We start from the raw sequence: 15,948 nt of genomic DNA, 5'->3' as shown, positions 1-15,948 counted from the left end.
TCCGCGGGAACACCTCCTAAAGGAACACTATCCCGGCAGACAGATGTCGAACCTCGCCCTGTCGACTTGTCACCACTAATAAAACACGCCATTTCGGGAAAATATTCCAAATTCGGCTATATCGGCCGCAGTAATGGAGACAGCAGATGTTTGAAACACTTGGCTTTGAAGACACCACTGCTCGAGCAGTATCCGTCCTGTTTGCTCTGGGGATCGGCGTTCTGTTTGGTGGGTTGGCACAGCTGACCCGCTTCTGTTTCCGTCGGGCCGTGGTCGGCGAAGATCGCCAACAGGCCGCTGGTGTTTGGGCAATGGCACTCGCCGTTGCTGTCCTCGGAACACAAGCTGCGGCTGCGCAGGGCTGGATCAACTTTTCTGAGCACCGCCTGCTGGTTGCCGACTTACCCCTCGCCGCAGTTGTCATTGGTGGTTTGATGTTCGGTGCTGGCATGGTGCTGACCCGTGGCTGCGTCTCGCGTCTGATGGTGTTGACCGGTAGCGGCAATCTACGCGCATTGTTTGTGGTCGTGACCTTTGCAATTGTCGCTCATGCCACGTTAAAGGGCGTCCTCGCGCCGCTACGCATATGGATTGGTAGCTTGACCATTCCAGTCGGGGATTATGCATCTTTGGCCACCCTTCCAGGTGGTGCATTGATCGTCGCAGGCCTGATCTCTGTCGCGGCCGTTGCCATTGCCGCTCGCTCTGGCAGCCATCCACTGACATTGATCGGGGGGGCCGCCATCGGTGCGTTGGTACCGCTAGCCTGGGTCGGAACCGGCTATGTGCTCTTTGATGAGTTTGATCCTATCGCGATGGAAAGCCTTTCCTTCACCGCGCCCTCAGCAGAGACGCTGTTCTACACGCTCGCCTCCAGTGCCGTTCCAGCGGGATTTGGCTCTGGCCTTATTGGTGGTGTCCTCATCGGCGCGCTGTTTGCGGCCCTGATCAGCGGCAACTTTCAATGGCAAAGCTTTGAAAGCCCGCGTCAAACCGGCCGCTATCTTGGCGGAGCCGTACTGATGGGCATCGGTGGTGTGTTAGCCGGTGGGTGCACGGTGGGTGCTGGCCTAGCCGGCATCCCAACATTGAGCCTTGCAGCACTGCTGGCCCTAGTGTCTATCGCCGCTGGTGCAGTCGCCGCAAACGCTTGGCTCAATGCAGTCTTTTCCGGATCTGACGCACCGCAAGCCACACCAGCAATACAACCGGCAGAGTAAGCGCAGCTGTCATCATTCCCTTGCTGAGGTCTAGAATCTTGGCGAGGGGATATAGTGCATAAGACGCCAGCGATACGGCATAGTAACTAATCGCGACAACAGACAGCCCTTCCACCGTAGTTTGCAACCGCAGCGCCATATCTGCACGACGGTCCATGCTTTCGAGCAGTGCCTGATTCTGGGCGCTGCGCTCTACATCGACACGGGTACGCAACAGCTCACCTGCCCGCCGCGCTCTGTCCGCTAATGTGGCCAACCGCGCCTCGGTTGACTTCACCGTACGCATAGCAGGCTCAAACCTGCGTAGCATGAATTCAGCAAAAGTCTGATAGCCCTCAAACCTGGCTTCACGCAGCAGGGCGATGCGTTGATTAACCAGAGCGTCATAAGCCCCGGTTGCCCCGAACCGGAACGCAGCCTGCGCTGCCATGGCTTCCAGCTCTGCCGATACGACCAACAGCTGTGACAGGGTTTGTTCCGCAGGCATTCGGCCACCGGTCATCTCAAGCATCATCTCACTTAGATGAGTGTCGAGCGCCCCGATGGTTGGACTAAGCCCGCGCGCCCGTGAAAACCCCAACATCGACATCGCGCGATATGTCTCTATCTCACAGAGACGCTGTACCACCCGGCCGATCCGTTGTGCGCCTGTCTCCGCATTTGGGAACACCGCAAACCGCATATGTCCGGCCGGATCGATCCGGAAATCCCCGGCGACCACGCAGCTGTCATCCAACACCCGCGCGACCGCCAAACTCTCGGGAACGAACCAGTCCGTTAGGGCCGTTCGCAGATCGGGGGTATCGACGCGCGGGGATACACGCAGCATCAAAGAGGTGATACGTTGACCAGGTGCCTCAGAGAGCCAATCAGGCGGGAAAACGTCAAAATCCGCAGGATCAAAGGGCCGGGAACCGATACCGTCAGAGTACAGCGTATAGGACACGAATTCGGTGTGCTGTTCCCATTTGAGAGTATGGCGACCCAACTGTACTGAATGATGCGTAGCGCCCGGTTTGGGATGAGCGACGCCATGACGATCCAAAAGCTCAATCAGATGCTCAAGATCGCGACTACGGTCACGATGCACCGCCTCTTGCGGCTGCTTGATGGCCAGATAAATCACCGTCGAAGGGTTGCTCATCGTCGGGAACGGGCGCGCGTGCAACTCATTCGCCAATTGGTAACGCAGCGGGTGGTCTTGGATTGGCGGCATCTTTGGTCTCCCTGAGCGGCAGGCCACAGGTTAGCGGAGGCGAATTGACCTGTAAAGAATTACGTTATTTCAATGTCTTAACTGGATACAACCGTATACAATCCCGGAAACCCTGACGCCAGACGAGGGCATTATGCCGCCTCAAACACCTCAATCGCCGCATTCAAACCATTGATGGCCGCAGGCATCCCGCCATAAACCGCCATCTGCCAACTCACCTCCAGAATCTCTGCCTCACTTGCGCCAGCCGCACGGGTGTGAGCGATGTTAATCTTCAACTGCGGCGTTGTCTGACCGCCAAGCGCCGTCAGCGCGGCAATTGTACAGAGCTGCCGTGTGCGCAGGTCCAGGCCATCACGCGCGTAATGGCGCCCATAGGCCCATTCCACCAGGCTCTCTGCCATTCCCGGCAAATGTGCATCGTAGCGCTCAGCCAGGATCGCTTCCAGATTCGGGTTCATCTCTGCCAGCAGCTTGCGGCCATTGGTCAATGCGTCAGACATCCGCGCTTTCCTTTTCCAAGTCACGGTAGATCGCCACCTTGCGATCCATTAGGGCAAGCGTGTCATAAAGTTGCTCCAGCTGTCGGCGGATCACCTCGCGGTGGGCTTCCAGCATTTCGCGCCGTTCGGCCAGTGTTTCCCGCCCCTTGGCGCGCAATCTGGCATAGCGGACGCGATCCGCCTGCTTCATGCCAGTGGCGTTCAATTGACCCAGAAAACGGATTCAGCCGAGGATATCGCGGTCATAGACCCGCCGCCCAGCCACATCACGCGCAGGCGGGTCTATCAGCCCGATCTTCTCGTAAAAGTGCAGGGTATCCACGCTCAGGCATGTGGCCATCGCCACGTCTTAAATCTTCATGCACGTCTCTCTTGGTGCCCACCAACCATGGGTGAGTCGGGACACCCTACCGATTGGAGTACACTCCAGGTCAAGCGGTATCGGCTGCCCGTCCAATCGGTTGCCACAATTCTATTGGATTGCCTTCCGGGTCATGCAACCGCGCGAAATAGCCGATCTCACCGTCCCACTCCGGCCGCGTCTCAACAGCAATGTCTGCGGCGGTCAGCTGCGCGATCATCGCGGCCAGATCCGTTACCCGGAAATTGATCATCCACTGTTTGCTTGTGTCTCCGAAATAGTCGGTGTCCTCAGCAAACGGGGCAAAGACGGTATAGCCGCCTCCCTGCATCCAGGGTGTCCCCCCGACGGGGTCAATTCCCAGATGGTCATTGTACCATCGGCTGAGCGCTTCGGGGTCTTTGGCGCGGAAAAACACGCCACCTATGCCTTGGGCCTTTTCCATATCATCCTCCTCGGCTGCCCTATGATAGCACAGGCCCCAGTTCGCACTGGCCAATAAAAAAGAGCGCCCCCTCCGGAGCGCTCTTTCGGTGTTTGCAGCAATAAGGTGAACACTTAGCTGATCATTGTCAGCAGCTTATCGAGGCTGGCCTTGGCATCGCCATAGAACATGCGGGTGTTCTCTTTAAAGAACAACGGGTTCTCAATACCGGAGTAACCAGTACCCTGCCCCCGCTTGGAAACGAACACTTGCTTGGCTTTCCAGCATTCCAACACTGGCATACCGGCGATAGGTGAGTTCGGGTCTTCCTGAGCCGCCGGGTTCACGATGTCATTGGAACCAATGATAATTGCAACATCGGTTTCCGGGAAATCGTCATTGATCTCATCCATTTCCAAAACGATATCGTAAGGAACCTTTGCCTCAGCCAACAACACGTTCATGTGGCCAGGCAGCCGCCCTGCTACCGGGTGGATCGCAAAACGCACGTTCTTGCCCTTGGCCCGCAGACGCCGGGTCAGCTCAGCTACGTTCTGCTGCGCCTGTGCCACCGCCATACCGTAACCCGGAATGATCACGACACTGTCGGCTTCGTCCAAAGCCGCAGCAACGCCATCAGCATCGATTGCGATCTGTTCACCGTCGATCTCCATCGCGGGGCCAGCCGTGCCACCAAAGCCACCAAGGATCACCGACACAAACGACCGGTTCATTGCCTTACACATAATATAGCTGAGGATCGCACCGGAGGAGCCTACCAAGGCACCAACCACGATCAACAGGTCATTGCCAAGGCTGAAACCAATCGCCGCCGCAGCCCAGCCTGAGTAGCTGTTCAACATAGAAACAACCACTGGCATGTCTGCACCACCGATGCCCATGATCAGGTGGTAGCCGATAAACAGCGCCGCCAGTGTCATCAGGAACAGCGGGAAGAAACCACCAGTATTGAAGTACCAGATCAGACAGATCAACGAGATACCCGCTGCGCCGGCGTTCAACATATGGCCGCCAGGCAGTTTGGTCGCCGCAGAGGACACTTTGCCTGCCAGCTTGCCATAGGCAATCACAGATCCGGTAAAGGTCACAGCACCGATAAAGACGCCGAGAAACAGCTCCACCCGCAGGATCGCGATCTCAACACCGTCTTTCTTGGCCAGCAATGCGCCGAACCCTTCCAGAGCCTTTTTAGCGGTGTCGTCCATCGCCAGTACGCGACCGAGTTCGATGTGAGCAATAAAGCCCACAAAGACCGCAGCCAGACCGACAAGAGAATGCATCGCTGCCACCAGCTGGGGCATTTCGGTCATTTGCACACGTTTGGCAACGTAGTATCCGATGATGCCGCCCGCAGCGATCAACACAATCGACAGCAGCCAGAGACCAGCGCCGGGGCCAATCAACGTCGCGAACACCGCCAGCGCCATCCCGGCAATGCCGTACCAGACGGCGCGTTTTGCGCTTTCCTGACCGCTCAGACCACCAAGCGACAGGATGAAGAGAACAGCCGCGACCACATAGGCGGCAGTTGTAAAGCCAAAGTCCATAATCCCGGCCTCCTTAAGATTTCTGGAACATGGCAAGCATGCGCCGGGTGACGAGGAAACCGCCGAAGATATTGATCCCAGCCATGAATACCGACACTGCCGCGAGGAAGATCACCAGGAATGATCCGGACCCAATCTGCATCAGCGCCCCAAGAATGATGATCGAGGAGATCGCGTTCGTCACCGCCATCAACGGTGTGTGCAAGGAATGCGCAACGCCCCAGATCACCTGGAAGCCGACGAAACAAGCCAGCGCGAATACGATGAAGTGCTGCATAAAGCTGGCGGGTGCAAACAGACCAACGAACAGCACCAATGCCCCACCGACACCCAAAAGAGTGACCTGGTTCTTGGTCTGTTGTTTGAATGCTTCGACCTCCTGCGCCCGTTTTTCTTCGGGCGTCGGTTCCTTCACCTCTTTTTTGGGCTGGGCCGCGATCGCCTGTACCTTGGGAGGCGGCGGCGGGAACGTGATTTCTTTCTCGAAGGTCACTGTCGCACCACGGATCACGTCATCTTCCATGTCGTGATTAATCTGCCCGTCCTTTTCAGGCGTCAAATCTGTCAGCATGTGGCGAATGTTGGTGGCATAGAGCGTGGACGCTTGCGCAGCCATCCGGCTGGGGAAATCGGTGTAGCCGACGATTGTTACACCATTTTCGGTGACGACTTTCTCATCCATCACCGTGCCTTCAACGTTGCCACCTTTTTCGGCAGCGAGGTCGATGATGACCGAACCCGGCTTCATCGCCGCGACCATATCCTCAAGCCACAGCTTGGGCGCTTCGCGATTGGGGATCAGAGCGGTAGTAATGACAATATCGATATCAGGGGCCAGTTCGCGGAACTTGGCCAGCTGTGCTTCACGGAATTCAGGGCTGGACACCGCTGCATATCCGCCGGTGGCCGCACCATCCTGCTGGCTTTCCTCAAAATCAAGATAGACGAACTCCGCCCCCATGCTTTCGACTTGCTCAGCCACTTCGGGGCGTACGTCAAAGGCATAGGTCACCGCACCGAGGCTGGTCGACGCGCCAATTGCGGCCAGACCAGCAACACCAGCGCCCACCACCAGAACCTTAGCTGGCGGCACTTTGCCTGCAGCCGTAATCTGCCCGGTGAAAAACCGTCCAAAATTGTTGCCAGCCTCAATAACAGCACGGTAGCCGGCGATATTGGCCATGGATGACAAAGCATCCATTTTCTGCGCGCGGCTGATACGCGGCACCATTTCCATGGCGATCACATTGGCACCCTTGGAGCGGGCCAGCTCCATACCAGCTTCATTGCCGCCGGGATTAAAAAAGGATATCAGCGTTTTACCCGCCGTCATCCGCTTCAGTTCCACCTCTGTGGGCTGGCGCACCTTGGCCACGATATCCACTGCTTTCCACAGGGCAGCTGGCGTTTTGATGATCTCAACGCCGACTGCCTCATATGTGGCATCTGCGAATCCAGCCGCCGCGCCAGCGCCAGTCTCGATCGCGCAGGTATATCCCAGCTTTTGTAGCTGAACCGCAGAGTCCGGGGTCATTGCAACCCGCGCCTCGCCGTCAAACACTTCTTTTGGCGTGCCTATTTTCACCTTGTCGGTCCCCCTTTTTATACCCGCACCAGCTTCACTGAGTACGGATTGCAAATATTCTGACTACATTGCGCAATAATTTTGCGCAACAGTTTCGCTGCGTTGCCGCAACAGATCGCTGCAATGCCGCAATTTCGTCACAGCCATCGACGTGTGTCTTGTTCATAGCGAGCCCAATCCGCGCGGAATTGCCGACGCAAACGGTCTTCCTCGGGCAGGATAAAACGGCGCTCTAACACCCAGACAAAAAGCGGCAGCAATACAAGCGAAAGCACCGCATCAAACCGCAGAATGAGCCCCAAAAGCAGCAGACAATCACCCAGATAGATCGGATTGCGGCTACGTTTAAAAATGCCTGTCAGTACCAATTGGCTGGGTTGTCCATGTGGGTGCACTGTCGTCTTCTGGCGTCGCATCTCCATGACCGCAAGCAACATAAGAACAATGCCAGACCCAATCAGCAAACCACTGATCAGATCTATAACAACACCGATCACATCACCCGAGTATTCAAGTCCAAGAGGCATAAACCGCGCCTGCGACCAGGCCAGCACCGCAAAACCAAGCAACCACACAGGAGGCACGTCGATCCATTTCATTGCAGACGACACTCTAGGCGATCCTTGTCTGTCTTGATGTACATCGGCGGCAGTTTTCCCTCATGTGACCAGAACGTCCAGCCTTCAGGCAAACTGGCCGAAGGATAAGGACAAATTGCCCAGAATGGCTTTGAAACGGCGAATCCGTTCCGTTTGCGGCATGATCCTGCACAAAATGTTGCGAATGACCACGTATACTTTGGCATGCGTACAGCCACTACAAGCGCAAATAGTGCCTACTGCCCGTCACAAGAGCGTCAGCGTCCAAAGAGAAGGCAGGCCGAGGCTACTCCCACTCCATCTCCTCATAGACGCGCCCTGCGTTCTTGGTCGCCAGCTCCTCAAAGGTATCAAGTCGCTGCCAACGCGTCTGGTCTACATAATAGGCCGATGCCAGATCACCGCCCTCCTCAATATGTGCGCCAATCTTGTCGCGCAGATCGATAAGGTAATCCAGCGTGTAACGGCGCACCTGATCCAAGTTGGTTGGATGCCCATGTCCGGGAATCACATAGGTTGGCATCAACGGTTCCAGCTGGTCTTTCCAAGTCTCAATCCAGCAACTGGTGCAGGTATGTTCAAAAATCGGCAACATCCGCTCATGAAAGGCGATGTCGCCCGCGATCAGCAAGCCCCATTGTGGAATCCATACCTGAGTATCACCGGGATCATGGGCTGGCCCAAGATGCAGTATCTGAAATGCCACCCCGCCCAGAGACAAATCATAGCGATCCTCAAAATCAAGGTTCGCAGGCTCCACTCGGGTGTCTCCTGCCCTGTCCTTGTTATAATTTTGCATGCCTTGCAGAATAAAATGACCGTTTTCGACAACCTCAGCTGTGGCATCTGCATGTGCAAGAACGTCAACGCCCCGATCCCGCCAATAGCCGTTACCCAACATTGCGTGGCCTTGTCCGTTTTCATTGATCACCAGAACCACCGGCTGATCGGTTACTGCCTTGATCTCGGTATGGAGCGCCGCCGCCAGCGCATCTGACGCCCCCGCGTTTATCACCACTACACCCGCCTCAGTCACTACAAAGCTCAGATTGTTATTGTGACCGGCATTTTCATAGGATGGCGGTGCCGTAGCTCCGATTGCTGAGAATACCTGTGGGATCACCTCTATCGGCTTGGAGTACAATTCAGACTCTGGATATTGATCGGCGATATCTTCGCTGGCCAGCGCAACCACCGGAGCGATCAGCGTGGCAAACACGCCAAAGGCAACAACTTTCATGTGATCCTCCATCTAGATCGGTGACATCCGCCTCCGCTCGCCGTGACATTCACACACTTGAATATATCTGTAAACCGCTTGTCCTTCCCGCGCCCAGTTCTTGCCCGTGTCACTTCACGCGTCTCTCCGGCAAAATGACGGGACGGAGATCTTGCCAGCTGGCAAGCGGCGGTTAGGCTTAGCAGTAAGGCCCGGTGCAGTAAGGCCGGGTATAGGCACCAGACACCAGACACCAGACACCAGACACCAGACACCAGGCACCAGACACCAGACACCAGACAGCGGAGCACATCAATGACACTCAAGGGAAAACATGCGCTGATTACAGGTGGCGGCACCGGAATTGGGCTGGCCATGGCACAGGCTCTGGCAACCGAGGGAGCAGCGGTGACTATAACCGGGCGTCGCCAAGAGGTATTGGAGGAGGTCGCCACTGATGGTCTCCACCCTCTGGCCATGGACGTACGCGACGAAGCCGATGTGATTGCCAAAGTCGACACCGCTACCGCCGCCCGCGGTCCAATACAGATATGCATCGCCAATGCCGGGATCGCAGAAGGAAAAGCGCTGCATAAAATGTCGATGGACTTCTGGCGCAACATGATGGCGACCAATCTTGACGGTGCCTTTCTGACAATACGCGAATGCATGAAATCGATGCGTCAAACTAACTGGGGCCGTGTCGTCACAGTTTCTTCTATCGCAGGTCTGCGCGGGCTAAAGGGCGCGCCCTGCTATTCGGCCAGCAAACACGGGGTGATCGGACTGACACGCTCGCTAAGCGAGGATTACATCGGCACACCTTACACGTTCAACGCACTCTGCCCAGGTTATGTCGATACGCCGATCATTGATCGGAACGTGACCTCGATTTCCAAGCGTGCAAGCATAAGTGAGGAAGACGCGCTCAAGATCATGGTCTCTGCCAACCGACACAAACGGTTGATTCTGCCAGATGAGGTGGCTGCGGCACTCCTATGGTTATGCGGTCCCGGCTCACAATCGATCAACGGGCAAACCATTGAAATCGCGGGCGGTCAGACCTGATGACCCGCGAAGAGTTTAATACTTTTTGTGCAGATTTCCCCGCAGCATCACATGTGGTGCAGTGGGGGAACGCCGATGTTTGGAAGGCAGGTGGCAAGGTCTTTGCCATCTGTGGATGGGCCGATGGCAAAGACACCTTTACGTTCAAGACTGGTGACATCGCCTTTGAGGTTCTGCAGGAACGGCCCGGCGTTCGCCCTGCGCCCTATCTGGCGTCGCGTGGGATGAAATGGTTGCAGCATTTTAAAGACCCTGGCCTGACGGAGATGGAGCTGCAAGAGCAAATTACCCTCTCTTATGGATTGGTGACCGCTGGTCTGTCGAAACGCAAACGGGCAGAGTTGGGTATCCCCAACCCGCAACCTGGTCAAACCCACCGCTAGTCTCTGGACAGAACCAATTTGATGCGGTAGCAACCACAAAGCTTTAAGCATAAAGCAAATACTGCCGACCGTAAGGCCGCCCCATGACCACGAGGTTCAGATGACAGATTTTGCCGTAACCAAGGCCATGTTTTCCCTGCCCGAGGGTATGATCTATCTTGATGGCAATTCACTTGGACCGATGCCACGCGCGACCGCCGAACGAGTACGCGGCACAATCGAAGATGAATGGGGCGAAATGCTCATCACCGGCTGGAACAAAGCTGGTTGGATGCAGAAACCGACGGCTATCGGCGACCGAATCGCACGGCTGATCGGGGCGGAACCCGGCCATGTGGTGATGGGCGACACCCTATCGATCAAGGTCTATCAGGCCGTCGCCTCCGCATTGGAGCTCAATCCATCGCGCAAGGTGGTCATGTCCGACAGCGGCAACTTCCCTTCCGATCTTTATATGGTCGAAGGCTTGGTGAAATCTTTGGGTGCCGACTATTCCTTACGGGTCGTCGCACCCGAAGAAGTCAGCGCAAGTATCACCGATGATGTTGCGGTACTAATGCTGACTGAGGTGGACTACCGCACCGGCCGCAAGCACGATATGAAGGCCCTGACCAAGCAAGCGCAGGATGCAGGGATCCTCACCGTCTGGGATCTGGCCCATTCCGCAGGCGCACTGCCCGTGGATCTGTCCGGCTGCAACGCAGACTTCGCGGTGGGTTGCACATATAAATACCTCAATAGTGGCCCCGGTGGCCCGGCCTTCATATATGTCGCACCACGCCATGTGGACACGGCACGCCCTGCGCTATCTGGCTGGTTGGGACACGCGGCACCGTTTGACTTTGATCTGAGCTACAAGCCTGGCAACGGTATTGAACGGATGCGCGTTGGCACACCGCCGGTACTACAGCTCGCTGCTCTTGAGGCATCGATGGACATTTGGGACCTGGCAGATATGGCCGACGTACGAGCCAAATCGATTGAGCTCTGCGATCGGTTCATCGCCGAGGTTGAACGCCGCTGCCCGGCTTTGACATTGGCATCTCCCCGCGATGGCAACAGCCGAGGTAGCCAGGTTTCATTCGGCTTTGATGAAGGCTACGCCGCGATGCAGGCGCTGATTGCCCGTGGCGTCATCGGCGACTTCCGCGCGCCGAATATCATGCGGTTTGGCTTCACCCCACTCTATATCGACAACGGTGACGTGCGCGCAGCTGTCGATATCATAGAAGACGTCATGACCAACGCATTATGGGATCGCCCCGAATACAAAACCCGCAACGCTGTCACCTGATGCAGCCAACGCCTGCATACCACGTACCGCTATGCCGACCGGCGGGCTGGATTGCGCTGTGGCGCCGTCTGGCACAATGCGGCACTCTGAATAAGAGAAAGGCTCTTGCTTCCATCCTCTGATAGCCTACCGGAAAACAAGGAGCCTCTCCATGACCACCCCCTATGATCCCGCAAAAGAAGGCGCGCAGATGTCCTTTGACGGGCGTATGTCCTATGGCGACTACCTGTCGCTGGATACTCTGCTGAATGCCCAGAAAACCTGGACAAACACCCACGACGAGATGCTGTTCATCATTCAGCACCAGACTTCGGAATTGTGGATGCGGCTGGCCATTCACGAGCTAACAGCAGCCCGCAGCCGACTCTTGGATAGGAAACTGCACGAAGCCCTTAAGATGCTTGCCCGTGTCGCGCGTATCTTTGAACAGCTGAACTCAGCCTGGGATGTGCTGCGCACAATGACCCCGTCCGATTACACTGCCTTCCGCGATGAACTGGGGCAGAGTTCCGGGTTCCAGTCCCACCAATACCGGCAGATTGAATTTATGCTGGGCAACCGCAACAAGGCGATGCTGCGCCCCCATGCGCATCGACCCGATATTCTCAGCCTGCTTGAAACTGAGCTGGCGGAGCCATCGCTCTATGATGTGGCGTTGCGCGCACTTGGCCAAAAATTTGATCTGCCTGACACGGTTCTAAACCGCGATCTGTCCGAAGCATATGTGCCAAGCGAGGCCGTCGAGAGCGCCTGGAGCGAGGTCTATCGCAACACGGAAGCCCACTGGGATCTCTATGAACTGGCAGAGAAGCTGGTGGATTTCGAAGATTACTTCCGCCGTTGGCGCTTCAACCACGTCACCACAGTAGAACGGGTGATCGGCTTCAAACGCGGTACAGGCGGCACCGGCGGCGTCAGCTACCTTAAGCGCATGCTGGAAGTTGAGCTGTTCCCTGAGCTTTGGCATCTGCGTACAACGCTGTAAACCTCGCGCCCTAGCCAATACCCAGTCGCGGCATGCGCAATCCAATGTTGCTTATGTCTGTTCAGCCCGGTCGTAGCGCCGCGCTGAACAACTGCGCCAGCTGGCAAACCCCGGCCCGGTAGGCCACATAATCAGCGGCGGTGTGTTTGACGCCCTTCATTGCGCTGCAAAACGTACGCGCTATGTCAGCGGCCTCCCCCGGCAGATGAACCTGACTGGCAGCCTCGGCCTCTACTAGCCATTGCTCATAGATCTTGCGCATCGCGGCCTCGCCAGCTTCGATATGATCGCCTGCAGTACTCACACTCGCCTCCAACACCTCCATCCCGTGGGGCGTCGATAGCATCGCCTCCATCACCTCACCGCCCTGCGCACAAAATGCCGCCTGCAGGCGCTCGCCAAGCTCGCCATCCGCCACAAGCGCGTCACGCACCCGACCCGTGGTGTCCGCATAATGTGCATCAATCATTGCCTTAAGGATCGCTTCCTTGTTCCGGAAATGCAGATAGACTGCAGGCCGCGACATGCCCGCTCGCTTGGCAATGTCGTCCATCGAGGTTTTGCGATACCCATAGGTCGCAAAACCTCCCCAGGCTGCTTCAAGTATGGCGCGTTGTTTCGGATCGCGGGTGGAAATACTCATAAAATCGCTTCTGACAGTTTAGATGAAAAATGTCAATTGACACAATGACAAAATAGCTCAATTATGTCATCACGTCAGCCACACCTAGAAAGAGCCAACCATGTCGACCACTCTTCGCATCAATGGAACGTCGCATCAGATTGATCTGCCTGACGATGTGCCGCTTCTCTGGGTCCTGCGGGACGAAATCGGTCTGACCGGCACCAAATTCGGCTGCGGCGTCGCCGCCTGCGGCGCTTGTACAGTGCACATCGACGGTGAGGCCGTGCGCTCCTGTCAAGTTGCGCTTTCTGATGTCTGGGGTGATGTCACCACAATTGAGGGGCTGGGCACACCCGATGCCATGGCGACCGTGCAAAAAGCGTGGGCCCAAAATCAGGTCGCGCAATGCGGTTACTGTCAGTCTGGCCAAATCATGCAGGCTGCAAGCCTGCTGGCCGAAAACCCCACCCCGAGCGATGACGACATAGACGAGGCGATGCAGGGCAACCTCTGCCGCTGTGGCACCTACCCCCGTATCCGCGCCGCAATTCATGACGCCGCCAAGATGATGAAGGAGGCCTGAGCAATGGCAAGCATCAAGAAGATCGCCCGCCGCAGCTTTCTCATCGGATCTGCTGCAATTGTTGGCGGGGTCGCCTTTGGCACCTACAAATACCACCAACCCGCGCCAAATCCGTTGGAACCGCAAGAGGGCCGCGCGATATTGAACCCGTTTGTGTTTGTCGATCAGTCAGGCATCACGCTCATCGCTCCGCGCGCCGAAATGGGTCAGGGCATCAAATCCTCATGGGCGGCATTGATCGCCGAAGAACTGGACGTCGACCCCGCCAAAGTGACCGTCTTGCACGGGCCCGCGGCAAAGGCCTACTACAACAGCGCAATGATGACGGAAGCCCTGCCCGGACGTGGCTATGATACCTCTGATTTCCAGCATTCTCTGGGCGCAATTGTCGGCAATATGTCGAAGTTTCTGAATCTGCAGGTAACTGGTGGCTCCTCGTCCATGCGCGACGGTTTTGAACGGATGCGCCATGCGGGCGCAAGCGCTCGTGAAACACTGAAACAGGCGGCAGCAGAGCGGCTGGGCCTTTCTCGCGATCAGCTCACCACCGAAGACGGCCATGTGCTCGCCCCCGATGGCAATCGCATAGCCTACGCAGATCTTGCGGGCGAGGCTGCTGGCCTTGACCCGATCAAAACAGATCTACGTCCAGCCTCTGATTGGCGATTGATTGGCAAGGATGTGCCCCGCATCGATATGGCGGCCAAGGTAACCGGCACCGCCGGGTTCGGTGTTGACGTACGCTTGCACGGTATGAAGTTCGCTGCCATCCGACAAAGCCCGCATTTCGGTGTTGGCAAGGAGAGCTTTGACGCCAGCGCTGCCGAGACCATGCCCGGTGTCGAGAAAGTTCTGGATCTGGGCGACGCCGTCGCCGTGGTCGCCAGCAACACATGGCTGGCCCAACAGGCGGTGGATGCAATCGGCGTGTCTTGGCGGCCTGCCCCCTATCCCGGAACCACCGATGGTATCTTTGACGAGATCGCCCGCACATTTGAGGATGCGCCCAACTCCACGCTGCGCGATGATGGCGATGTGGAAGCCTTGCCCGACGGCGCAACCGTGATCGAGGCCGAGTATCGCCTGCCCTATCTGGCTCATGCCACGATGGAGCCAATGAACGCCACCGCGCTTTACACAGGAGCCGCCTTGCAGATCTGGGCGCCGAACCAAGGCCCCACGATTGTACAAAAGAAGGCCGCAAATATCGCAGGCCTGGATACCGAGGCTGTCGAGGTAAATACCACCTATCTGGGTGGCGGATTTGGCCGTCGGATTGAAACAGACTACACAGATCGAGCGGTGCAGATTGCGATGGCGATGAAGGGCACGCCAGTGCAGTTGACCTGGAGTCGCGAGGAAGACATGCGCCACGATGTCTATCGACCCGGCGCAATCGCGCGATACCGCGCGGCGGTGAAGGATGGTAAGGCCGTGATGGTGCACGGCAAGATCGCGGCACAATCCTCCACGGTAGAAGGTGCGGGCCGGATGTTGGGCCTGCCCATGAGCGGTCCCGACAAAGGTCATGTAGATGCGGCCTTCAATCAGCCTCTGGCGATCCCCAATTTCCGCATCGAAGGTTATCTGTCCAAACCGATGATCCCGGTAGGGTTCTGGCGCTCGGTCGGGGCATCCTTCAATGGGTTTTTCTCAGACTGCATCGTGGATGAAATGGCCCATGCCGCAGACCGTGATCCGCTCGACTTCCGGTTGGAACTGGCCCGCGCCGAATGGGAACCGGCCGCAAAAGTGTTGGAGGCAGTGCGCGACATGTCCGCCTGGACCGGCTCGACACCCGAGGGCGTGGGGCGCGGTGTGGCCATAGCTTATAGCTTTGGCACCCCGGTCGCACAGGTGATTGAAGTTATCGAAGAAGATGGCGAGATTCGCATGAGCAAAGCCTGGATCGCAGCTGATTTAGGGCAGGTGATTGACCCCCAGAACACCCGCGCACAGATGTTTGGCGGCATGGTCTACGGATTGTCTGCTGCCTGCTTCGGCGAGATTACCTTTGACGATGGCGCGGTCGAACAGGGCAACTTCCCTGACTATGATGCTCTGCGGATGCACACGATGCCAGCGGTAGAGGTGGAGCTGCTACAGAACCAACCCCGGATGGGTGGTGCTGGTGAACCCGGCACGCCCCCGGCGGCGCCGGCGTTGACCAATGCACTGTTCGATCTGACCGGGAAACGTGCCCGCCAGCTGCCGCTGATGCATGAGTTTGATCTCTTGGCCTGACAAACATATGCACCGCTCATGAGGCGGTGCATATCCACCAGTATTTTAGATCTATCTACACAGTAACAGGG

General features: G+C 57.0%; 17 protein-coding genes. 7 read left to right on the top strand and 10 right to left on the bottom strand.

From position 1 onward, the window contains the following. The first annotated feature begins 146 nt into the window (after positions 1-146). Entirely contained in the window at positions 147-1,220 is a 1,074-nt protein-coding gene (locus tag ACEWZM_RS15220; protein WP_414007241.1) for a YeeE/YedE family protein, read from the top strand. Here the strand turns inward: ACEWZM_RS15220 and ACEWZM_RS15215 are convergent. The 9 genes from ACEWZM_RS15215 to ACEWZM_RS15175 all read right to left on the bottom strand — a co-directional run bounded on the left by ACEWZM_RS15215 (position 1,156) and on the right by ACEWZM_RS15175 (position 8,716). Then, entirely contained in the window at positions 1,156-2,436 is a 1,281-nt protein-coding gene (locus ACEWZM_RS15215; protein ID WP_414007240.1) for a DUF3422 family protein, read from the bottom strand. The two genes, ACEWZM_RS15220 and ACEWZM_RS15215, sit on opposite strands and share 65 nt — an antisense overlap. A 131-nt stretch (positions 2,437-2,567) precedes the next feature. Next, positions 2,568-2,939: a carboxymuconolactone decarboxylase family protein gene (locus ACEWZM_RS15210; RefSeq protein WP_414007239.1), complete on the bottom strand. Its 372-nt coding sequence runs from the start codon at positions 2,937-2,939 to the stop codon at positions 2,568-2,570. Beyond that, positions 2,932-3,129 (bottom strand): MerR family transcriptional regulator, encoded by a 198-nt coding sequence (locus tag ACEWZM_RS15205; RefSeq protein ID WP_414007238.1) that lies wholly within the window; start codon positions 3,127-3,129, stop codon positions 2,932-2,934. The genes ACEWZM_RS15210 and ACEWZM_RS15205 overlap by 8 nt, the downstream gene beginning before the upstream one ends. A gap of 33 nt (positions 3,130-3,162) precedes the next feature. Continuing rightward, positions 3,163-3,279 carry a MerR family DNA-binding transcriptional regulator gene (locus tag ACEWZM_RS15200; RefSeq protein ID WP_414007237.1) on the bottom strand — a complete coding sequence of 39 codons (117 nt, stop codon included), beginning with the start codon at positions 3,277-3,279 and terminating at the stop codon, positions 3,163-3,165. Between the two features lie 91 nt (positions 3,280-3,370). Beyond that, positions 3,371-3,745: a VOC family protein gene (locus tag ACEWZM_RS15195; protein ID WP_096706990.1), complete on the bottom strand. Its 375-nt coding sequence runs from the start codon at positions 3,743-3,745 to the stop codon at positions 3,371-3,373. Positions 3,746-3,858: 113 nt separating this feature from the next. Then, on the bottom strand, positions 3,859-5,292 hold the full coding sequence (locus ACEWZM_RS15190; RefSeq protein WP_414007236.1) for an NAD(P)(+) transhydrogenase (Re/Si-specific) subunit beta: 1,434 nt from the start codon (positions 5,290-5,292) through the stop codon (positions 3,859-3,861). 13 nt (positions 5,293-5,305) lie between these two features. Continuing rightward, positions 5,306-6,877, bottom strand: a complete 1,572-nt coding sequence (locus ACEWZM_RS15185) for a Re/Si-specific NAD(P)(+) transhydrogenase subunit alpha (RefSeq protein WP_414007235.1) — start codon at positions 6,875-6,877, stop codon at positions 5,306-5,308. Between the two features lie 137 nt (positions 6,878-7,014). Further along, complete coding sequence (locus ACEWZM_RS15180; RefSeq protein WP_414008052.1) at positions 7,015-7,476, bottom strand: methyltransferase family protein; 462 nt, start codon at positions 7,474-7,476, stop codon at positions 7,015-7,017. Between the two features lie 286 nt (positions 7,477-7,762). Beyond that, a complete protein-coding gene (locus tag ACEWZM_RS15175) occupies positions 7,763-8,716 on the bottom strand; it encodes an MBL fold metallo-hydrolase (RefSeq protein WP_414007234.1) in 954 nt (317 codons plus the stop codon). Positions 8,717-9,010: 294 nt separating this feature from the next. Between ACEWZM_RS15175 and ACEWZM_RS15170 the strand changes: the two genes are divergently transcribed. From ACEWZM_RS15170 to kynA, 4 genes are all read left to right on the top strand, one after another. Beyond that, a complete protein-coding gene (locus tag ACEWZM_RS15170) occupies positions 9,011-9,763 on the top strand; it encodes an SDR family NAD(P)-dependent oxidoreductase (protein ID WP_414007233.1) in 753 nt (250 codons plus the stop codon). Further along, complete coding sequence (locus ACEWZM_RS15165) at positions 9,763-10,146, top strand: MmcQ/YjbR family DNA-binding protein (RefSeq protein WP_414007232.1); 384 nt, start codon at positions 9,763-9,765, stop codon at positions 10,144-10,146. Before ACEWZM_RS15170 ends, ACEWZM_RS15165 begins: the two co-directional genes overlap by 1 nt. 100 nt (positions 10,147-10,246) lie before the next feature. Beyond that, the gene (gene kynU, locus ACEWZM_RS15160) at positions 10,247-11,440 is read left to right on the top strand and encodes a kynureninase (protein ID WP_414007231.1); all 1,194 of its coding nucleotides are present in this window, start codon (positions 10,247-10,249) and stop codon (positions 11,438-11,440) included. A 151-nt stretch (positions 11,441-11,591) separates the two neighbouring features. Beyond that, entirely contained in the window at positions 11,592-12,425 is an 834-nt protein-coding gene (gene kynA, locus ACEWZM_RS15155) for a tryptophan 2,3-dioxygenase (protein ID WP_414007230.1), read from the top strand. Positions 12,426-12,486: 61 nt separating this feature from the next. On the opposite strand, the gene ACEWZM_RS15150 is transcribed toward kynA, so the two are convergent. Next, the gene (locus ACEWZM_RS15150) at positions 12,487-13,068 is read right to left on the bottom strand and encodes a TetR/AcrR family transcriptional regulator (RefSeq protein ID WP_414007229.1); all 582 of its coding nucleotides are present in this window, start codon (positions 13,066-13,068) and stop codon (positions 12,487-12,489) included. 100 nt (positions 13,069-13,168) lie between these two features. Between ACEWZM_RS15150 and ACEWZM_RS15145 the strand changes: the two genes are divergently transcribed. Together ACEWZM_RS15145 and ACEWZM_RS15140 are read left to right on the top strand one after the other, a co-directional pair. Continuing rightward, entirely contained in the window at positions 13,169-13,633 is a 465-nt protein-coding gene (locus ACEWZM_RS15145; protein ID WP_414007228.1) for a (2Fe-2S)-binding protein, read from the top strand. Between the two features lie 3 nt (positions 13,634-13,636). Next, the gene (locus ACEWZM_RS15140; RefSeq protein WP_414007227.1) at positions 13,637-15,877 is read left to right on the top strand and encodes a xanthine dehydrogenase family protein molybdopterin-binding subunit; all 2,241 of its coding nucleotides are present in this window, start codon (positions 13,637-13,639) and stop codon (positions 15,875-15,877) included. Positions 15,878-15,948 lie beyond the last annotated feature (71 nt).

This window comes from Phaeobacter cretensis (assembly GCF_047372505.1).
GTDB classification, from domain to species: Bacteria; Pseudomonadota; Alphaproteobacteria; order Rhodobacterales; family Rhodobacteraceae; genus Phaeobacter; species Phaeobacter cretensis.
The sequence above is the reverse complement of the archived record's forward strand: the minus strand, read 5'-3'. Positions and strand labels throughout refer to the sequence as shown.